The organism is Microbulbifer maximicatervae (SeqCode), assembly GCF_052467825.1.
Map to the genome: position 1 here is coordinate 4,202,715 of NZ_CP174327.1, position 20,042 is coordinate 4,222,756.

The window sequence follows — 20,042 nt, forward strand, 5'->3', positions numbered from 1 at the left end:
AGTACTACTTAACTAACACACGCCAACACCTCAAGATGTAGCAGCTGCGCCAATGCTTTTGAGCATCAGCGCAGGAACATGATTAAATCATTAACGATCAATCACCTTAAAAGTCAGAAAGTAGCCTTCCGTTGATAAGAAGATTTTTAATATTTTATCCAGGTTGCCATTCTGGTCCTCGGTGCTAACAACCCACTGTCGCTGGTTATCAACACGCTGTATTGCAGCATTGAGTGGCATGTCGGCCCAGGACTTGTTGAGCTTGCCCTCTTTGATTAGGCGAGCCACTTCCTGGCTGGCGATGCCCTTAGCTTCAGCCATCGATATGGTAGCAAAATTGTCTCTCTCGTGATCACCATGGGCGAAAGCAAGATTTGCGAAGCCTAAGGTAACTGATACACAGATGACTCGAATAAGTTTGTTCATAATGCTCTCTTTCTTCTCAGTTTTAGCGAATGTTGATAAAAAACGTTACTGTTTGAGTCCAATAACCTCGTAGAACCCCTTTGTTTTTAGAGTGATCTTCACAGATTCCTGACCGTTATTCTTCCAATACCAGCCATGGGAACCATCAAAAGGCGTAGTGAGAGAGCCACTCATTTTATTTGCGGTAGCAATAGCAAAGCTCTCAAAGTAGCCGGTAGTATCGCCTGTGGGTTCGCCGTGAAAATCAAAGTAAAGTTCACCACTCTCCGTTACCCACTCATATTCCAAATGACCGTATTTATCCAATTGAAATTTGTATTCAATTCCATGGCCAGCGGGCACTTCAATAGTTGTAGTGTCAGTCCGATAAGCAAAGGACTGCTCGCCACGCTGCACTACTTCTGGTACCGCAACTTCCTGCTCTTGACTGTTTAATTCAGTCAGCCCCAGTGCACTGCCAATTCCAGTAGGATCTATATTGTATTCAGCTGGCAGGATTACTGTGGTCAACATAATGGCTGCAAGCACACCAGCAGCAAGTGTGGATTTAATCAGCGTTTGTGCAGTCTGCACTGGCATTTCAGTTGTATTCATTCTGTAAGCTCTAAATCTGTGTTCTTTCTGTTCAATTAACTTTATAAAGTCACTTTCTGGCTATCTAACCTACGAAGTAGCCTGTCATCTGGTAACCCACCAACATCAGTCCACCACTCACTAGCAAGATATTTGTCATGGTGGAAAAGCGCAGGAAACTGTCAAAGCGACGCCAATAATTGATGGCGAGAAGAATAAACAGCAACGCAACAAACTGACCAATTTCTACTCCGACATTAAAGGCCAGGATATTCTCCACCAACCCATCGCTGGACAGCTTGAATTCCTGTAATTTGGTTGCCAAACCAAAACCGTGGAAGAGCCCAAAAATCAGTACGGCAGCCTTGGTATTAGGCTGGAAGCCAAAAACCCGTTTGAAGCCGCCGAGATTATCGAAGCCTTTATAGACAATGGATAATCCAATAATGGCATCGATCAAATAGGCATTCACATGGGTGTCGTTTAGCACTCCAAATAAAAGGGTCAAGCTATGACCGAGCGTAAAGAAGCTTACGTAGATGAGAACATCTTTTGATCGATATAAAAAGAAAATGACTCCCACCAGGAACAGCAGATGGTCATAGCCAGTCACCATATGCTTGGCGCCAATATATAGAAAGGGAATAATAGATACCCCTTCGTTGCCGGCAAGAAAAGTCTTGGTAGCATCGTCCACTCCATGGGCAAATAGTGGCATAGATATCACCATACCTGCTATCAGCGCCATCAAACCGAAAACTGTTTTTAAACTATTGTGCAACGTTACTATCTCCCGTTATTAAAGTTCTAAATTCTTGTGAACCAAAGCGTACACAGGCCCAGTTAACTGGCTCCAGCCAGAGCCACTTCAGGGTTATCTTGTAAGCTTTCCGACTTGGCATTCCTGCCATGTAAAATTCTGTAGAGTGCCGGCAACACTAAAAGTGTCAGGATTGTTGATGAGACAATACCGCCAATAACCACCGTAGCCAGTGGGCGCTGTACCTCAGAGCCAATACCAGTATTCAGGGCCATGGGCACAAAACCGAGTGAGGCAACCAGTGCGGTACTAATGACCGGACGTAATCGGATCAGGGCGCCCTCAATAATGGCATTTTCTATGCTGTAACCTTGGTCACGCAGATCGCGAATAAAGGAAACCATCACCAGGCCGTTAAGGATGGCAATCCCGGAAAGTGCGATAAAACCAACGGCTGCGGAAATGGAGAACGGGATATCCCGCAACATTAAAGAGAGCACACCGCCGGTTAATGCGAGGGGTATACCGGTAAAGATAATTGCCGCATCTTTTATGGAGCGAAGCGCCAGCAGGAGAAGCCCCATAATCAACACAAGAGTCAGCGGCACTACAATCGATAAGCGTTCAGTAGCAGACTGTAGCGCTTGATAAGTTCCGCCGTATTCAACCCAGTAACCGGGTGGTATTTCCACTTTCTCGGAAACGGACTGCTGCACATCAGCAACAAAGCTACCCAAGTCCCTACCCCGCACATTGGCCGTTACCACTACCCTGCGTTTACCGTTCTCGCGGAAAACCTGATTGATACCGGCAGTGAGTTCCAAGCTGGCAATTTCCTCCAGGGGCACATAGTTGCCATTGGATCGATGAATCGGCAGTTTCTTTAGCGCATCCAAATCCTGGCGCAATACCTCTGGCAAACGCACAACAATATCGGTGCGGCGGTCCCCTTCATAAAAGCGGCCAGCAACCGTACCTCCCAGGGCGGTTGCCAGCTGCTCCTGTACCTGGCTAATGGCCAGCCCATACTGTGTTAGCGCGGCCTGGTCAGGAACAATGGCGAGAACCGGTAAACCGCTGGTTTGCTCCATCTGTATATCAGCAACGCCTTCTACACTGCCGATAGCCGCTTCAATTTCACTGCCCAAACGCTCTAATTGCTCGAAGTCATCGCCAAAGACTTTGATCGCCAATTCCGCGCGTACCCCCGCTAAAAGCTCGTTAAAGCGCATCTGGATTGGCTGGAGAAATTCATAGCGGTTGCCGGGAATTGGTTCTACCAGCTTTGCCAGCTCTTCTACCAATTGCTCTTTCGGCTTATCCGGATCTGGCCACTGAGACCTGGGTTTCAGGATAATAAAGTTATCGGCAACACTTGGGGGAACGGCATCGGTAGCCACTTCCGCAGTACCAATTTTGGCGAATACACGCTCCACTTCGGGCAACTCTTTAATCCGCTCCTCCAGGGATTTTTGCAGTGCAATCGCTTGTTCCAGGGATGTGCCGGGAATACGCAAGGCGTGCATGGCAATATCGCCTTCATCCAGATTCGGCACAAATTCTCTACCCATTCTGCTTGCCGTATAGCCGGAAACCAACACCAGTAGCGCAGCAATAGCGACAACCATGCCACGCTGGCGCAGTGCAAACTCCAAGGCCGGGCGATAAATTCTATTCAGCTTCTCAAGTGCAGGATTTTTCTTTTCGATCACCGGTTTGCGGAATAGCAGCGCTATGCCGGCTGGCACCAAAGTGATGGAAAGAAACATCGCAGAAAGCAGCGCAATCACCACGGTTATAGCCATTGGATGGAACATCTTGCCCTCCACTCCAGTCAGGGCAAAAATGGGTAAATACACTGCTGTGATAACGAACACACCAAACATGGCCGGGCGAATCACTTCCCGCGTCGATTGGAATACCAGGGTAAGCCGTTCTTTTAGATCTAACTGGCCACGCTCGCGGGCGGATTCGCTGAGGCGTCGCAGACAGTTCTCGACAATAATGATGCCCCCATCCACCAACAGGCCAAAGTCCAGCGCCCCCAGACTCATCAGGTTTGCACTTACGCGGGCCTGAACCATGCCGGTGATGGTCATTAACATGGCTACCGGAATTACCAGCGCAGTGAGAATTGCTGCTCGAACATTGCCCAACAGCAGGAAAAGAACCGCGATAACCAACAGCGCACCTTCCATAAGATTGGTTTGTACAGTGCGCAATGTCTGGTCAACCAGACCGGTACGATCATAAACCGCAGTCAATGTGATACCTGGTGGTAGACTCTGTTTGATATCCTCTAACTTTTCACCAACTGCACCTGCAACGGTGCGACTATTTTCGCCAACCAGCATGAAAACGGTACTCATCACCACTTCCCTGCCGTTCTGAGTAGCCGCCCCGGTGCGCATTTCGCGCCCCTCTTCGATCTTGGCCAAGTCGCCAAGGCGAACAGCAACGCCATTCACTTCCGCTACCAGGAAATCCTTCAGTGTCTCTAACGAGCTTGCCTGCCCCGGAACCCGCAACAACCACTGGGCGCCACTGTGTTCAATAAAGCCTACACCGCGGTTACGATTGTTCTCCTCGATCGAGAGAATCAGGTCTTCCTGGGTCAGGCCAAATGCCAGCAGTTTCTCTGGCTCTATAGCAATCAGAATTTCTCTCTTGAATCCGCCAATCGGATTGACTTCCACCACACCTGGTACACGCAATAACTGCGGGCGCACAATCCAGTCATGCACCGAACGCAAGTCTTTGGGTGTTACTGCACTGCCATCAGCATTGGTAGCTCCGGGTTCGGAGTCCACTGTAAACATAAAGATTTCGCCAAGACCTGTGGCGATGGGTCCAAGCTCTGGCTCCAAACCAGCAGGCAGTGCACCACGTACACTAGTGAGCCGTTCATTCACTAACTGGCGGGCAAAATAAATATCGGTGCCATCTTCAAAAATCACCGTAACCTGAGACAGCCCATATCGCGAAACGGAGCGTGTATAAGCAAGGCTCGGCAAACCAGCCATTGCATTTTCCACTGGGTATGTAACCCGTTGCTCAACTTCTTTAGGGGTATACCCCGGTGCCTCCGTATTAATAACCACCTGGATATTGGTGATATCCGGTACCGCATCAATGGGCAGCCGGGTGAAATTCCAAATGCCCAAACCGCACAGTAAAAGCACAAAGGTAATAACCAGCCCGCGATTTTGAATTGAGGTTCTTATCAAGTACTCAAGCATGTCGAACCCTCAGTGATCGTGGGATGCACCGGACTTTTCAATGTCCGCTTTAATGATGTAGCTGTTACCGGTGACATATTCGATTCCCGGTCGAATCCCCCCCAGCACTTCAACCCAGTCGCCTGCTTCACGCCCCAGCTCCAACATGCGCACTTCATATTGATCGCCCACCTTGGCATAAACGACAGTAAAATCGCGGAACGCTTGTAAACCGGAACGCTTGACGGCGAGAGGCACCTCATATTCAGCAACTTGGATATCGCCGCTTACAAAAGAACCTGGTGCGAGGCCTGAGGGAATATCTTGCAGTGACACTCGAACGGCAGTGGCCTGGTTGGGCTTCATCAAAGTATCAATTTGTTTAACTACCCCGAGTAGAGGAGTTTCCAGGGACTTGATATTTACGGAAACGGGCGCGCCTTGGCGAATCTGGGGGCGTGTCGAGGGAAAAACATCCAGCTCTGCCAATAAAGCAGTATCATCGGCAACCGTTAATAAAGCTCTACCTGCGGTCTGTTCACCAGGGTTTACATTGCGCTGAATTACCACACCGGAAATGGGGGATTTAATACTGTAAGTTTTCAGGTTTTGATCGCTGTTAACTGCGATTAGGGGTTGCCCTTTTTTAACGCGCTCTCCCAATCCCACATACACAGTTTCTACAAATCCATCGAAACGCGCACGGATTTCACGTACCTGTTCTGGATCTACAATAAGTCTGCCATAAGCGCGGTTGGTCTCACTCATCCTGGCGGGGCCGACGGTTTCCGTATCAATTTCCATGGATTCAGCAATACCGGATTCGATACGGGTTCGCCCCTCAAAACTATCGTATTGCCAACGGTATTCGTGCCCCTGGTACTTGGCTGTTAGAGTCACAACAAATGAGTGGGGCTCATAGATCACCATATCGCCACGCAGATAATTCCCCTCAGGCCTGAACTCGATGTGATCCTCTCCATCTCCAAGCCTTGTAAGAACCACTTTAAGATCAACCTGCCGAGGATTAACCAGCTCTCCATCGTTACTCACCCAAACCCGAAACTCCGGGGGAACACCAGTTTCATAAATACTTAGCTCAACGGCGAAATTACCTTCTCTCAACATGCGCCCACGATTGGGCCCTTTTTCCGGTTCTGCCTCTGCGACAGCTCCGGCCGCATACACACTGCCGCTGCCACTTAGGAACAAGGAAAGTAAAGCACCGAATATCAGGCTGGAAAAAACTGCGGATCTCATATCTCGCTCTCGCTTATCTGTGCCAGTGACAGGCCTGTCAATTTTTCAATTTCAATCAGGCTAAGGTGTGCGTTGTACTGCGCCTGTAATAGTGAAAGCTGCGCATCGCTAAGCCCCTGTTGGGCTAGAGCCAACTCCGAGTAGTTATAGCGGCCACGTCGATAGGCTTTTTGCGTAGCGATGAGCGCTTTATCCAAACTGGGAATCATCTTTTCATTCAAGGCGGTAGCTACGTGCCGGTGATGCTGTAGCCTTTGGGTCATCACAAAGAGCTGTGTATCCAACTCAATCTCTTTCGCATTTCTTTCTGCTCGGAAACGATTTTGTTCTGCCCTCAAAGCAGATACCTTGCCGCGATTACGGTCACCCTTACCTAGTGGGATTGCGAACCCTGCCACCAACCCATAATCTCCGCTCGCTTCGTTGCGACGAATTCCGGTATCAATCCTCCACTGAATACCAGCTTCTGCACGTGCCAAATCAATTTCCGCCTGCGCCACGCGCTCGCGGCTCATGAATATTTCCAAATTTGGGTTGCTCGCCACCAAGCTTCGCAATCTAGATAAATCAACTTCTGGAAGGACACTGGAAAGAGAACCAACCACTGCACGAAAACTTGGCTCTCTGGAGCCCCACTGGGCAGCTAATTGATATTTGGCAATATCCAGCTCGTGTTCGACATCCTCCACAGCTAAGAGTCGACGCTGTAAGTCGACTTCCGCCCGAAAAGCATCGGCTTCATTCGTTCTGCCAACACTAACTTGGCGATTAATTTCGGCGGATATCCTGCGAGCCAGGTCGACTGATCTTTTAGCAATTTCCAGGCGTTCCTGCTGAGCCATGACCTGGAAAAAGTAACGCGCAGTATTAGCGGCAACTTCTAACTCAAGAACCTGCTTTTCGGCCTCAATCACGGAAGTCTTACTGCGTGTAGCCAATACACGTTTTTCTGCGAGATCACCCTGTAATAGCCAACTGATGCCTACTGTTACCTGGGAACTGCCGTTGCCATCGCTGTCCTTTTCCTCCCCCACCCCCTCGGCGGCAACACTAAGCTCCGGACGTGGTCCAAGCTTGGCGTGCTTGGATAAAGCATCCACAGCCTCAAACTGATATCGGTAACCCGCCAGTTCAGGGTGATTTTGCAAGCTTTTAAGAATTGCCTGTTCATAAGTAAGTCCCGATAACTCCTCGCCCTGTTCTGCCCTAAGGGGTCCACTTAATGCGACTAAAAAGAACACGGCTCCGGCCACAAAAAACCGATCAACAATCGGTTTTTTAGTTATGACTAAACGCAAACAATTAAACACTTCGGCTTCCTTAGTGGGAGAAAAGGGTTTCGACGGTGTGGTGGAGCGCATCCACCGAAACAAGGCAAGTGCCTGTAAGAGCCACAAACATTCCAGCTAATAACAAGGGGGGTAAGTTGCGCCCCTTATCATCAGACAGCAAGTAACGAATACGAGCATCCAATTGGTCAAGAGCGAAATAACAGACCATTGCTGAACTTCTCTCTTTGGGATGCAACCCATTGGAGATACGGGTTACTTTAAGTAGGGTTTGGGCGATAAAAGTCTCACTCCACCCCTGCCTATGGGCATAAGCATCTGCACGCTGCTCCATACACAGCGCCATCTGCCGATTCAGGTAATTCCCCAAACGCGTAGGGAAAAAGCTGGCAAATAAAGCGAATATTAATTTCTTCAGAGGATCAAATTTTTGCGCATGGGCTTCCTCATGCAGGTGCACCACCTCAAATTCTTCCGCTGTTAACTGGTCTCGCAGACCGCTGGTATAAAACCCTTGCGGACGGAGCAGACCACTGGTGAAAGCCTGGGGCCCCTTTGCCTGGATAATACTTTGGTCAGACTTATCCCTTTCGCAAAGTTGCATTAACAAACGGAGCTGCGCCAAATGGCGATGAGCTCGTTTAAAACTTTGAAACGCCAAAAAACCGCTAAAGAAAAGAAACGCAATAGTAAAAACACCGTGCCAACTGTAGAGGTTAAAAGCATTGATATGGTGCCAGTGCGCCAGTGATGCAACGCCTCCCAAAAGGCTGGGGAAAGCCAGGATAACAGCGGCAGTGGAAGCCGCAAACCACGGCAGCAATACCGCACTCCACAGCAGTAAACGCCGGCTACTGACAGACAAGCTAAGTGAATGCCGGGAAGCAGAAAGGCAGGCAGCTGATACCAGTAAAATACCGACAAACAGGCCAAGCGCTGCAATAGTCAGCAGGTTTAGCCAGAGTGCAACCTGCCCCAAAATCATTAGCGATCACCCTGCTGGCGCTTAATCTTCTGGCTTTCGATCAACTGCTCCAGCTGCTCCAATTGGCTTTCGCTCAACTCCGATGAGATGGAGGTAAATGCGGCTACCAACCCGTTCTCATCATCAACGAACTCACGAGTAACATCTTGAATCAGCTGTCCAACAAACTCGTAGCGCTCCACTGCCGGGCTGTATTGGAATGCATGCCCCTGCTTCTCCCGAGACAGCAAACCTTTCTTGTAGAGGCGATCCAGCGTGCTCTGGATCGTATTGAGAGAACCTCCACGGGCCCTGCTCAAGTCAGAGTGGACCTGTTTGGCATCCGCAGATTTTCTATCCCAAAGATGTTGGAGCACCTGTTTCTCAAGATCGCCAAGTCGCATAGACCATTATTCCAACAGTGAAAATATTTCTTTGACTGATGGTAGAACGTCAAAAACCGATCGTCAATAGGTTTTATGTCAGGCTTCCCCGAGCTTAGAAATTCAAAGTGAAATTGTTAAGAGAGTAGTGAGGCCAAGATACCCCCGCTCACATTAACAACAGAGCGTTATACATTACCCTTGCTCTCTCCAATAACAATCCTAAGCATGATCCTTGGATATCAAGCCCACTATTATTCCATAAAGCCAATAATGATCTGCTTCTTCAAATCGCCTGTACTACTCATAAATTCGGAGACTCTTTTATACCTCAGACCCAAGTCCAGATAGTCAAAGAGCCTATCTATCAAATGTCTGCAGATATCCTTTGTAGGCATAACCACTCACTATAAACCAGATTTACAGTGAATTTGATTATGCCTACGTTTACTTATTTAGAATTCCTTTTTAATCAATTTAACCGCTTCTTTTGTGGTAAGTATATCATTAGCCATATACTTGAAGTTAATCATTGCTGCTTCGTAGCCATTGCCCTCAGGCAAATTTGCACCAGCTGTTGCATCGGTTACAACAGCCACTTCAAATCCCTGTTCTAATAATTCGCGCATATGAGATTCTGTGCATAGATTTGCAGACATCCCTGCAAGAATTACTTTATCAATCCCCTGTTTTCTCAGCTGGAGTACTAAATCATTTGTCTCAGGGCCGTAAATTTTATGCGGGCCGGTCACAACAGTCTTACCATTATTTATATATGGCTTATATTGCTCCAACCAATCAGCTCCAGAGTTTTCAAACCCATTTAAGCTTAGAGGGTCTTCTCGATTGAACATACCAAGTTTGTGCATTACCACTTCGAGGTTCCCCTCAAACTTCCACTTATGATCATGAGGGTAGTAATAGTGTGGGGAAATAAATAAAGGCACATCCTTTTTCCCTGCAACTTTCATTAACCTTTCGAGGTTCTGAACTGTATTATTTTTTTCTACACTTTCCCCCACTACACCCCAGGTTACACCATTAGGGCTTAAGAAATCATTCTGCGGGTCGGTTATTACGATTGCCGTCCGCTCTGGATCAATCTTCATACCAGGCTCGACTTGATCGGCAAAGCTATTTAATGAGAAAGAGATAAGCCCTAGTGCCACAACTGGCGCTACTAGATTATTTAAAAAGTTCATCAGCTATTTTCCTATCCAAAGCTCTTAAGTTATGTAGGGTAAGTAAGCAGGATATTGCTAGCACTCAACCTGGAACGTATAATATCCTCACAATCTGTACGATAAATGCTTTAAAATATGTATTTTATGTCAAATCGTATGACTGTATGGTTTTTAGGTATTTGTCGTTATGGACGTGTTAAGTGATTTGCTCAGGGTTTTCCACTTAAAAGCACATGTTTTTTTACACAGCCAATTTTATGGCGCGTGGCGGGTAGACACCTCCGGAGAGCAAAAGGCCACCTTTCATCTTGTTACTCGTGGTGTTTGCTGGTTACATTTACCCTCTCAGGATGTTCCAATACCATTAAGGGCCGGTGACTTGGTGGTATTTCCTCATGATGCTATTCATACAATAACCCATAGTCAGGACACACCAGATCCTAAACTGGAACTTAACCAACCTAACGAAGAGGGACAGGCTTTAGGTAGGGCTGCGACAAGTTTAATATGTGGTTATTTTGAGCTCGATCACTTTAGCTGGAATCCTCTTCATGAAGATTTACCTGAGGTTTTAATCGTTCAGAATGATTTGGCTGAAGGTGCTGCACTAATTGAAACGGTGACTCGCTTTATAACATTTGAGATAGAAAACAATTTGCCTGGCGAGAAAATTGCTATTGATCGCTTGTCCGAAATATTATTCATTTATATTGTGCGCGCTCATATGAAAAGCTCACAATTTACCGATGGATACATTAAAGCACTCGCGGACCCCAAGCTGGGAAAAGTTTTACAGTCTATCCATTCTGATCCAGGGTACTCGTGGACAGTTGATAAATTATCCAAACTTGCTGCTATGTCTCGATCATCATTCTCTGAAAAATTCCTGCTTTTAGTGAAAAAAACACCGATGCAGTATGTTACCAATTGGAGAATGCAGCGTGCTCACCAAGAGTTTTATGAAAAGAAAAATTCAACTGCTCAAGTCGCCCATCAGTTTGGCTATCAATCCGAGGCCAGCTTTAGTAAAGCATTTAAAAAACACTTTGGCTATGGCCCTGGAGCAGCAAGAAGGAAAGGCATCGAATCTTGACATTTCCAGTTATTTTTTAATAACTCAGCAGCTTCTACAGCCTAACAGGCTCCATAAAAGAGAACTAAGCTAGGTTTTACGTGATTTCCTCTCTTCTTTGGCTCTAGCTCGCTCAGCCTCAAGAATCACCTGCTCTACAGGATACTTTACTGCGCAGATCATCATGGCCATAGCACCAATAAATGTCGTAAGCGAAAGTGAAGCATTGAATTCAACGAGAACCAAAGATATTGCACTCACAGCCAGCAACTTTAGATTTTCTATATGGAGCTTCAAGAAGCTACGATCAATCAAGCCTGAATGACAAATGAGAAAAAACCCTATTGCAGCACACGAAGTAGTTACTGAAGTGTCAAATAAATCACCTCCAACTTTCAAGGAGTGATAGAATCCATAATAGGCAAACAGCGCTAAAAAAGGGCTTGCAAAGACCACCTTTCCCGCAGCTATATCTTTAGAGAAATGATGCCAAAAAATTGACCAACGATTTTTTTCTATCCTTCTCAAAATTAGTTAATTTAACCATCCCATAAGGAATAGCTAGCAACCCACCAATGATCACTAAGAAAACTATAATCCCCGATACTGTTTCCAGCATACTCCTCCTTCCTTAAACTGAATTTCATCACAGCCTTATATATGAATTGCTTTAATGTACCTGGGGATATTTTATTTTTCCTACGTCATCGAGAATTACAGACCATTTTTAGCTGTAGCACCTGCATCAACCTTCATTCGCGCATTGTTCAGATAATCACAAACCATCTCCATACCATCCAGCACCCGAAAAGTATGTCGCTGAATGATATCCGGTGGTACATGAAACAGGTTTCCCTCTTTAACTGCATTAATTCTTGGGTAAGCTGCCCAGGCATCCAACCAATCTGGCCGCTCCTCCCCCATTCCGCTGGCGATAATTACTCTCGGGTCTCTATCGAGTACAGACTCAATACTAATCTTCGGTGCTAATACCAATGCATCGGCAAATATATTACGGCCGCCACAGGTTTCAATAACATCGCTAATCAGGTGGTCGCCATTAAGTGTTTGCAGTGGCTCATTCCAAACCTGATAAAAAACACTGACTGAATCCAGGTCCTTGTGGCTATGCTGTATTTGATTCAGTCGCTCAAGCCACTCTCCGGCAGATTTATCTGCATAGTCACTTGTGCCTGCAAGTTTACCGAAGCGCTTTACATTCGCAGCGATATCTTCAAGAGCATTAGATTCAGATACGAAAACTGTAAAACCGAGATCCTCCAGTTTATTAATCATCTGATCGCCATTTCCCGACCCCCAGGCAACAATCAAGTCGGGATTTAGCAATAGTAAACTTTCATAATTTACCGCTTTATAGTTACCTATCTCCGGTAATTGCTTGGCTTGCTCGGGGTAGTCACTGTAGCTTACCGCAGCAATTAGCTTATCCCCTGCCCCGGCACTGTAAAAGTTCTCCACAATATTTGGCGCTAGCGCAACAATACGCTCTGCAGGTGCAGGCAGTTCAACCCATTGGCCACGGGCATCTTTTACCCGCACGGAATCATCCGCCCAAGTATTACTCACCAATAACAGATTCAAGGTTAAAACAACACGGACAATACTGCTTCGAGACATCTCTTTAACTCGACTATAACTAAGGAGCTTCTAAACAGCTCCGTAACCCACATTGGCAGCAACTGCCACCCATAATATCAATATCGACAATTCACTTATCTCGACCAAACCGCCCAAACAATCGCCGGTATAACCACCAATAGTCTTATCCCACAGGCGACGCCAGAATAAGACCAGGGCAATCAAACTACAGACGATGCCTATGGCAATGGGTATTGGCGCCGCTAAACATCCAATAGCAACTACGATTGCAACTACCGGCAATAGGTCCCATCGGCGCTCAGAGCCAGCGGGCGGTACATGGCCTTCAACACGTGCGTATTGTGAAACTCCCATTAAAGCCAGGGCCGCAGCCCTGGCTAACATAGGTGAGAGCACTAACGGCAGATAGACCCAAGCATCTTTTGTTACCGGGTTTATTAGCTCTAGCAGGGTTGCTATTGCAGCGAACTTTATCAGTAGGAAAACAACAACAGCCGCTACCGCAATAGAGCCGCAGTGGGGATCGTGCATTACTCTCAGAATATGCTGACGTTGTTCTTCAGGATCCGCACACTTATGTCCAGCAAAGTAGGCATCAGTACAGTCAGCAAGGCCGTCGAGGTGTAGTGCACCTGTCAGGACCACCCAGAAACCCAATAGTATTGCAGCTTGCAACTGGGCACCTAAAGGAGCCAGAAGGTAGGCGGCTCCGGATAACAGTACACCAATCACCACTCCAACCAGGGGGTAAAAATATATCGACCGCTTCACCGTTTCCTTGTCCACCTCCCGCAGCAAGCCCGCCACCGGCAGCCGGGTAAGAAATACCAGCGCATACAGAAATGCTTGGGATAGGCTGTACAACTTACGGGCAATAAACATAAGCTGACTGCTCTGGGTAGGAAACGATAAAGGTCTTATTGTCCGAGTCGTATCTCAGCGATGCGGCAAACCCGTAATTAACTTGCAGTGAAATCATTTTGACTGGAAGCCAGTTATTCGCATATGCGAGCAACAACTTGATAACGCCACCGTGAGTAATAAGCAGCAGGGACTCTCCTGAGTATTGCTGGGCTAGATTATCAATAGCTTGAAGAACTCTGGATCGAAATGTGGGAAAGGGCTCGCCTCCCGGCGGTGCGTGCTTTTCCGGGTCACGCCCCCAGGCTTCACACAGTGCTCGTTGCTCAGTCCAGATCTTATCGACTGACTGCCCCTCCCAGTCCCCGAAACCAATTTCCCGGATATCAGGAACTTCAGTTATCGGCAGCTTTTTCTCTCCGGCAAGCTGAGCAGCAAACCGTTGGCAGCGTTGTAAGGGTGAAGTAACAATCCGGTCCCAGGAGTCATCGAGCTCGGCAAGCCCTCGCAACATCTGCTCCCTACCCTCACTGGTTAGGGGCACATCGATCTGCCCGCGAAAAATATTTCCACCTTCGCAGGCACCGTGTCGTAAAAGATCAATCCGCAACTGGCACTCCTGCCTCACTGAAAGTGAACATTTTGTTATGCAGGTTCAGCGCTTGCTTGATAATACTGATGGCCAACACTGCACCTGTGCCTTCGCCAAGGCGCATATTGAAGCTCAGTAATGGCTTCACCCCCAGGCACTCGAGGGCCAGTTTGTGACCAGACTCGTCAGAGAGATGGGCGTAGAGCAACCAGGGTTTCACTGATGGATTAATAGCACCGGCAATAGCTGCCGCGGCAGTCGCCATAAAACCATCAACCAATACAGGGACACCTCGCTGGGCACTGGCGACAAACGCTCCCGTTAAGGCTGCAATCTCAAAGCCACCAAAAGTTTGCAGAATAGCAAGTGGCGAGCCCAGCGCTGCCCAATGCTGCTCCAAGGCAGATTCGATCAGTTCCACCTTGCGGGCGAGCACTGCATCGTCGATACCTGTTCCTCGCCCCGTAATGATGCCAACCTCTAGTTCAAAAAGGGCGGCAAACATGGCAGCAGCGGAAGTGGTATTGCCAATACCCATATCTCCGCCAATAAAACAATCTGCATCGGTAGACTGGCGGCGACCGGCATCAAGAGCAAGAGCCAGCTGCGCTTGGGTCATAGCGGGATTCCCCTGGGAGAAGTCCGCAGTAGAGGGAGCTATAACTTCATCAATCAGGTCGGGGTGTTCAGCGGGGACCACACAACCCAGATTAATTGCGGCAAAGTCAGCATTCTGCTCGCGGCTCAACACATTAATAGCCGCCCCACCCTCGCAAAATAGTTTTAGCATTACAGAAGTGACTGCCTGAGGAAATCGGGAAGTTCCCTGGGCTGCAACACCGTGATCAGCACCGAATACGCGCACCGACAAATTATTCAGTAGGGGTTGCTCCCTCCCCTGGAATCCGGCGAAATCCACGGCAATGCTCTCGAGCCGACCGAGCGCGCCTTGCGGCTTAATCAATTGCTCCTGGCGGGCAATCGCGGCATTGCGAGCACTCTGGTCCGGGGTTGGTGCAGGCTTATCGAGCCAACTGAGTTCATCTGTCATCATTATCAGTTTCAGGTGATTCTTTAGGAGCCTATGAATAACTCCGTGATACCTCTGGCTTGCAGAGCGGTTCACAATCAAGGCGCGGCTTCGCAGGAATGTCTAGACCTTTCAAGAAGTCGCAACGCGGAGTGTGAATCGCTCTGCAAGCCCCGAAGGGCGAGCCTTGAAGGCCGCACCTGCTGCGTTGCAGCTCTTGCAAAGGGCTACGGCCATTCGCGGCGAGCTGCGCCTAACATCTGCAGCCTTCAAGACTCGCAGAGGCATTACGGAGTTATTCAGAGGCTCCTTTACTTTACAGTGAGCGGCAAACCAGCAATTGCCAAGGTGACGCTATCAGCTCGCTCGGCTAATGCCTGATGAAGCCAGCCTGCCGCATCCACAAATTCCCGTGATAACTGCCCAAGGGGCACAATACCCGAACCGACTTCATTACTGACAAAAATCCAAGGTGGGGTATTACCGTTAGCGAGAGTACGCCTCTGATCAATACATTGCAGAAGCGCCTCTTGCTCACGCTCCCAAACGCCCTGATGAAGACAGTTGCTCAACCACAAAGTGAGGCAGTCCACCAGTACACAGTGGGACTCAGCAGCTGTAACCAGAGCCTCTGCCAATGCAATAGGCTCTTCCAGGGTCTGCCAGCGATGATCCCGGTCTTCCCGATGTCGAGCAATACGGGTAGACATTTCTTGATCGCCCGCCGTAGCCGTTGCCAGGTAGGTAAGTCCACCATCGCTACTGCTGCTTAGCCACTGCTCCGCGCGCTGTTGCGCGAGCCGGCTTTTTCCGCTGCGTGCGCCTCCTAGTACCAGATGTACACCACTGGCACTAGACATCGGCAATCACCAGGGATTTACCGGTTACGGGGTGTGGCATCACCGTGACACTGTAGCCGTAAAGCTGCTGCATATTCTCCGCAGTCAATACATCCTCTGGATTTCCGTAGGCCATACTGCGCCCCTGCTTTAAGGCGAGGATTCTGTCGCTATAGCCGCTGGCATGGGCCAGATCATGGACCGTCATTACCACAGCTACGCCACTTCGCGCGAAGTCTCTTACCGCTCTCATCATTCCATATTGGTGTGCAATATCCAGGCTGGCAGCGGGCTCATCTAATAAGAGGAGCCGCTTTCCACCATCCTCTGCCCGCCAGATCTGGGCCATCACCCGAGCCAATTGCAAGCGCTGCTGCTCGCCGCCGGATAATGTTGGGTACAGGCGCTCAGACAAATGACTAACATCCAGGGCAGCCATGGCTTCCAGGCAGATTTCTCGGTCCCGGTCAGTGCCAGTGGAATGCGGAGTTCGACTGAGGGCGACCAGTTCCAGCCCAGTAAAGGCAAATGTCAGCGGGTTATTTTGCGGCAGAACGGCAACTTGCCTGGCTCGATTGCGGGCGGACAACTTTGCAAAAGGGCTGCCTTTAAAGTGGACCTGCCCGGCATCCATCCTGACTTCACCGCAAAGGGCACGCAGCAGGGTCGACTTACCAGCGCCATTGGGGCCAATCACACAAACCAGCTCGCCGACATCTACCTCCAGGTTGATATCTTGCAATAGCGGCCGATTATCGACACTAACCGCAACTCCCTCCACCTGCAGCAGGGCCATTAAATTGCCCCCCTGCTTTTACGCAACAAGGAAACAAAAAAAGGCACCCCAATCAGTGCGGTGATCAGCCCTACCGGGATCTCCACCGGGGCAATAATGGTTCGTGCCAGGGTATCGGAAACTAGCAATAAACTAGCTCCAGCCAGGGCAGAAAGCGGCAGCAGCTGCCGGTGATCAGGTCCTACCCACAAACGCACTATATGGGGCACTACCAGCCCCACAAAAGCAATACTGCCGGCTACAGCAACCGAAGTGCCCACTCCAGCCGCGACGAGCACTATCAAACGGGTTTTTACCCGCTCCACATCAATACCGAGATGGCGCGCCTGGGATTCTCCCAATAAAAGAACATTTAGTGAGGTGCCGAAACGGGACATACTGGCAAGCAAAGCGCCCAGCACGGCCAAAACCAGAAAAGCGCGAGGATAGCTCGCTGCATCCAGCCCTCCCATAAGCCACAGGCTCATACGGCGCAGGGTGTCATTATCAGCAAAGTACTCCATTAGCCCGATCAGGCTTGCGGAAAAAGCGGTAACGGCAATCCCCATTAGCAACATGGTGGCCACGGAAGTGCCATTAATACTTTTCGCCACTTTGTAGACCAGTGTCACCGCTAAAAGGCCGCTGAAAAAAGCAGCTATGGATACAACGGGCAAACTCCCAAACGCAGCGGCAACCTCCGCTCCTAGCAGGATGGCCAAACAAGCACCGAGAGAAGCCCCTGCGGTAACACCAATCAGGGATGGGTCAGCTAGAGGGTTTCGAAATAAGCCTTGTAACATTGCCCCGCAGATAGCGAGCACAGCACCCACTCCAGCCGCCAACATGGCTCTCGGTAATCGTATTACCTGAACAATATCCCCAGCGAGTCCACCATCGCCCTGGCCACTGATCGCGGCAAATAATTGTGAGGGTGAGAGATACACTGCTCCTATGGCAACGGCAGCAGAAAAACTAAGGGCAAGTGCTGCAGGCAGTAACCACCAGGCAATATTTAATGCTTTTATACGGGCAACAGTCACAGGGTATCCTCTTGCAACGCTGCCGTCTCCCTGGTTCCCTCAAATTGCTCGAGCCAGTTTCCCTGGATATTCTCAGCAATAGTCTCAGCCAGCCTGTCCAATTGTTGCTGCCGCTGTTCACCCACATCCAGCGGCGTAGAGTCTTTCAACCCACCCCAGGCAAAAAGTGCGCTCAGCGCTTCGGGTGAATCGAACAGCCCATGCACGTAGGTCGCGAATACCTGTCCATCAGCACTTATTGCACCATCAGGCCTGGAATTTCCGTCTTTATCACAGATATATACCGCTGGAGTTTGCAGAGCTACACCTTCTGTTATACCACAGTGGATTTCATAGCCATGAACAGGAGTAGCTTCTTTTACTTCATTTTCCAAAGCTAAAAAGCCGGTAATATTTTTCAGTGCTTTGACTGGCTGCAAGCGAGTTGTAAAATCCAGATAACCCAAGCCCGGTTCGTTACCCGGGGTATCCTCTACCCCATCCGGGTCCTGTACCTCGCTCCCCAGCATTTGCAAACCACCGCAAATACCCACGAGTTTGCCGCCGTAACGCAGATGCCGATCCAACTGTGCAGGCCAATCGTTTTCTTTTAAGTAGGCCAAGTCTGCCCGTACATTTTTACTGCCAGGAAGAATAATCCAGTCGCACTGAGGGACTGGTTCGCGGACACTGACAAATTGCAGATCGATATCCGGATGCAACCTCAATACATCGAAATCGGTATGGTTACTAATGCGCGGCAATACCGGCACTACCACTTTCAATCGAGCATCAGCGCCGCTCTGTTGGGTGCTAATGGCATCCTCCGCGTCAAGGTAGAGGTCATGGAGATAAGGTAAGACTCCGAGAACTGGCTTGCCGGTATATTCCTCTAACCAGTCGAGCCCGGGCTGAAGTAATTGCAGCTCGCCACGAAAGCGGTTGATCACAAAACCGACGACACGCTCTCGCTCTGAGGAAGACAGCAATTCGAGGGTGCCTACCAAGTGGGCGAACACACCTCCGCGATCGATATCAGCAATCAGTACAACCGGGCAATCAACGGCCTCGGCAAAGCCCATATTGGCAATATCGTTTTCCCGCAGGTTAATTTCTGCCGGGCTGCCAGCCCCTTCAACTAACACCAGCTCATATTGATCTTCGAGCCGTGCGAAGGAGTCCAGCACTGCATTTTGCGCGGTAGCTTTATAGTGGTGGTAATCCAGCGCCTGCATATTCCCCAACACTTTACCCTGGATAATAACCTGAGCCCCGGTATCTGAAGCGGGCTTAAGTAACACCGGGTTCATATCGCTGTGGGGGTCGATCCCACAGGCCTGGGCTTGCAGCGCTTGTGCCCGCCCTATCTCACCACCATCCACCGAAACGGCACTATTGAGTGCCATATTTTGCGGCTTAAAAGGTGCGACACTGACTCCGCGCTGGGAAAAGTAACGAGCGAGCCCGGCCACCAAAGTACTCTTGCCAGCATCGGAAGTCGTGCCCTGAACCATCAACACGGACATAGTGAAAACAACCTAGTAATCTACGCCTTTGCGGGCTTTGATGCCCGCTTTAAAAGCATGCTTAACATCTTTCACTTCAGATACCGTATCCACTAGCTCCTGTAGCGCACTACCACCACCTCGACCAGTTACCACCAAACTCTGTTCCTGTGGCCGCTGGGCCAGAGTCTCCAATACTTTGGACTCATCTAAGTATTTGTAAGCGAGCATATAAGTGAGTTCGTCCAACACCACTAAGTCATAGGTGGTATCGGTGAGCATTTTTTCTGCCTCTGCCCAGGTTCTCTCTGCAGCAGCAATATCACTGGTGCGATCCTGAGTATTCCAGGTAAAGCCAGTACCCATTTGATAGAGAGTAACTTCCGGGCAATGGTTTTTAAGGAAAAGCTCTTCCCCAGATTGCTGTGCGCCTTTAATAAATTGCACAACGCCCACTTTCTGCCCGTAACCCAGTGCGCGTATCACCATGCCGAAAGCTGAGCTCGACTTCCCTTTGCCATTTCCGGTGAGCAGGACAGCAACTCCACGCTGGATATCGGCTGCTGCAATGTTGGCATCAACCTTCTCCTTGTGTTTTTGCATTGCCTGCTTGTGCTTGACATTTCGTTTTTGCTCGTCTTCCGACATGGCCACCTCGTTCAAGAACCT

General features: G+C 49.1%; 20 protein-coding genes. 1 reads left to right on the plus strand and 19 read right to left on the minus strand.

The features are described 5' to 3' along the window. Window positions 1-90: 90 nt before the first annotated feature. The 9 genes from ACJJII_RS18710 to ACJJII_RS18750 all read right to left on the minus strand — a co-directional run bounded on the left by ACJJII_RS18710 (window position 91) and on the right by ACJJII_RS18750 (window position 10,075). The gene (locus ACJJII_RS18710; protein ID WP_444917291.1) at window positions 91-426 is read right to left on the minus strand and encodes a DUF6488 family protein; all 336 of its coding nucleotides are present in this window, start codon (window positions 424-426) and stop codon (window positions 91-93) included. A gap of 45 nt (window positions 427-471) precedes the next feature. Then, window positions 472-1,020 (minus strand): hypothetical protein, encoded by a 549-nt coding sequence (locus tag ACJJII_RS18715; RefSeq protein WP_282933020.1) that lies wholly within the window; start codon window positions 1,018-1,020, stop codon window positions 472-474. Between the two features lie 64 nt (window positions 1,021-1,084). Continuing rightward, entirely contained in the window at window positions 1,085-1,780 is a 696-nt protein-coding gene (locus ACJJII_RS18720) for a HupE/UreJ family protein (RefSeq protein WP_444917292.1), read from the minus strand. Window positions 1,781-1,842: 62 nt separating this feature from the next. Then, complete coding sequence (locus ACJJII_RS18725; protein WP_444917293.1) at window positions 1,843-4,998, minus strand: efflux RND transporter permease subunit; 3,156 nt, start codon at window positions 4,996-4,998, stop codon at window positions 1,843-1,845. Window positions 4,999-5,007: 9 nt separating this feature from the next. After that, entirely contained in the window at window positions 5,008-6,237 is a 1,230-nt protein-coding gene (locus ACJJII_RS18730; protein ID WP_444917294.1) for an efflux RND transporter periplasmic adaptor subunit, read from the minus strand. Further along, window positions 6,234-7,547, minus strand: coding sequence for a TolC family protein (locus ACJJII_RS18735; protein WP_444917295.1), 1,314 nt, complete (start codon window positions 7,545-7,547; stop codon window positions 6,234-6,236). Before ACJJII_RS18735 ends, ACJJII_RS18730 begins: the two co-directional genes overlap by 4 nt. Before the next feature lie 10 nt (window positions 7,548-7,557). Then, window positions 7,558-8,511 (minus strand): M56 family metallopeptidase, encoded by a 954-nt coding sequence (locus ACJJII_RS18740; RefSeq protein WP_444917296.1) that lies wholly within the window; start codon window positions 8,509-8,511, stop codon window positions 7,558-7,560. Then, entirely contained in the window at window positions 8,511-8,894 is a 384-nt protein-coding gene (locus ACJJII_RS18745) for a BlaI/MecI/CopY family transcriptional regulator (RefSeq protein WP_444917297.1), read from the minus strand. Before ACJJII_RS18745 ends, ACJJII_RS18740 begins: the two co-directional genes overlap by 1 nt. A 434-nt stretch (window positions 8,895-9,328) precedes the next feature. Next, the gene (locus ACJJII_RS18750) at window positions 9,329-10,075 is read right to left on the minus strand and encodes a cysteine hydrolase family protein (protein ID WP_413662181.1); all 747 of its coding nucleotides are present in this window, start codon (window positions 10,073-10,075) and stop codon (window positions 9,329-9,331) included. A 169-nt stretch (window positions 10,076-10,244) separates the two neighbouring features. Here ACJJII_RS18750 and ACJJII_RS18755 point away from each other — a divergent pair, with 169 nt between their 5' ends. Then, complete coding sequence (locus ACJJII_RS18755; protein ID WP_444913199.1) at window positions 10,245-11,150, plus strand: AraC family transcriptional regulator; 906 nt, start codon at window positions 10,245-10,247, stop codon at window positions 11,148-11,150. Between the two features lie 69 nt (window positions 11,151-11,219). On the opposite strand, the gene ACJJII_RS18760 is transcribed toward ACJJII_RS18755, so the two are convergent. The 10 genes from ACJJII_RS18760 to cobO all read right to left on the minus strand — a co-directional run bounded on the left by ACJJII_RS18760 (window position 11,220) and on the right by cobO (window position 20,021). Continuing rightward, on the minus strand, window positions 11,220-11,657 hold the full coding sequence (locus ACJJII_RS18760; protein WP_444917298.1) for a hypothetical protein: 438 nt from the start codon (window positions 11,655-11,657) through the stop codon (window positions 11,220-11,222). 186 nt (window positions 11,658-11,843) lie between these two features. Beyond that, on the minus strand, window positions 11,844-12,767 hold the full coding sequence (locus ACJJII_RS18765; protein WP_444917299.1) for a cobalamin-binding protein: 924 nt from the start codon (window positions 12,765-12,767) through the stop codon (window positions 11,844-11,846). 30 nt (window positions 12,768-12,797) lie between these two features. Then, window positions 12,798-13,631, minus strand: coding sequence for an adenosylcobinamide-GDP ribazoletransferase (gene cobS / locus ACJJII_RS18770; protein ID WP_444917300.1), 834 nt, complete (start codon window positions 13,629-13,631; stop codon window positions 12,798-12,800). Continuing rightward, window positions 13,615-14,220: a histidine phosphatase family protein gene (locus ACJJII_RS18775; RefSeq protein WP_444917301.1), complete on the minus strand. Its 606-nt coding sequence runs from the start codon at window positions 14,218-14,220 to the stop codon at window positions 13,615-13,617. The genes cobS and ACJJII_RS18775 overlap by 17 nt, the downstream gene beginning before the upstream one ends. Then, window positions 14,210-15,256: a nicotinate-nucleotide--dimethylbenzimidazole phosphoribosyltransferase gene (gene cobT, locus ACJJII_RS18780; RefSeq protein WP_444917302.1), complete on the minus strand. Its 1,047-nt coding sequence runs from the start codon at window positions 15,254-15,256 to the stop codon at window positions 14,210-14,212. Before cobT ends, ACJJII_RS18775 begins: the two co-directional genes overlap by 11 nt. Before the next feature lie 287 nt (window positions 15,257-15,543). Beyond that, entirely contained in the window at window positions 15,544-16,092 is a 549-nt protein-coding gene (gene cobU / locus ACJJII_RS18785; RefSeq protein WP_444917303.1) for a bifunctional adenosylcobinamide kinase/adenosylcobinamide-phosphate guanylyltransferase, read from the minus strand. Continuing rightward, window positions 16,085-16,867 carry a heme ABC transporter ATP-binding protein gene (locus ACJJII_RS18790; protein WP_444917304.1) on the minus strand — a complete coding sequence of 261 codons (783 nt, stop codon included), beginning with the start codon at window positions 16,865-16,867 and terminating at the stop codon, window positions 16,085-16,087. The genes cobU and ACJJII_RS18790 overlap by 8 nt, the downstream gene beginning before the upstream one ends. Further along, window positions 16,867-17,889: a FecCD family ABC transporter permease gene (locus tag ACJJII_RS18795; protein WP_444917305.1), complete on the minus strand. Its 1,023-nt coding sequence runs from the start codon at window positions 17,887-17,889 to the stop codon at window positions 16,867-16,869. Before ACJJII_RS18795 ends, ACJJII_RS18790 begins: the two co-directional genes overlap by 1 nt. Beyond that, on the minus strand, window positions 17,886-19,394 hold the full coding sequence (locus ACJJII_RS18800; RefSeq protein WP_444917306.1) for a cobyric acid synthase: 1,509 nt from the start codon (window positions 19,392-19,394) through the stop codon (window positions 17,886-17,888). Before ACJJII_RS18800 ends, ACJJII_RS18795 begins: the two co-directional genes overlap by 4 nt. 12 nt (window positions 19,395-19,406) lie before the next feature. Next, on the minus strand, window positions 19,407-20,021 hold the full coding sequence (gene cobO / locus ACJJII_RS18805) for a cob(I)yrinic acid a,c-diamide adenosyltransferase (RefSeq protein WP_444917307.1): 615 nt from the start codon (window positions 20,019-20,021) through the stop codon (window positions 19,407-19,409). Window positions 20,022-20,042 lie beyond the last annotated feature (21 nt).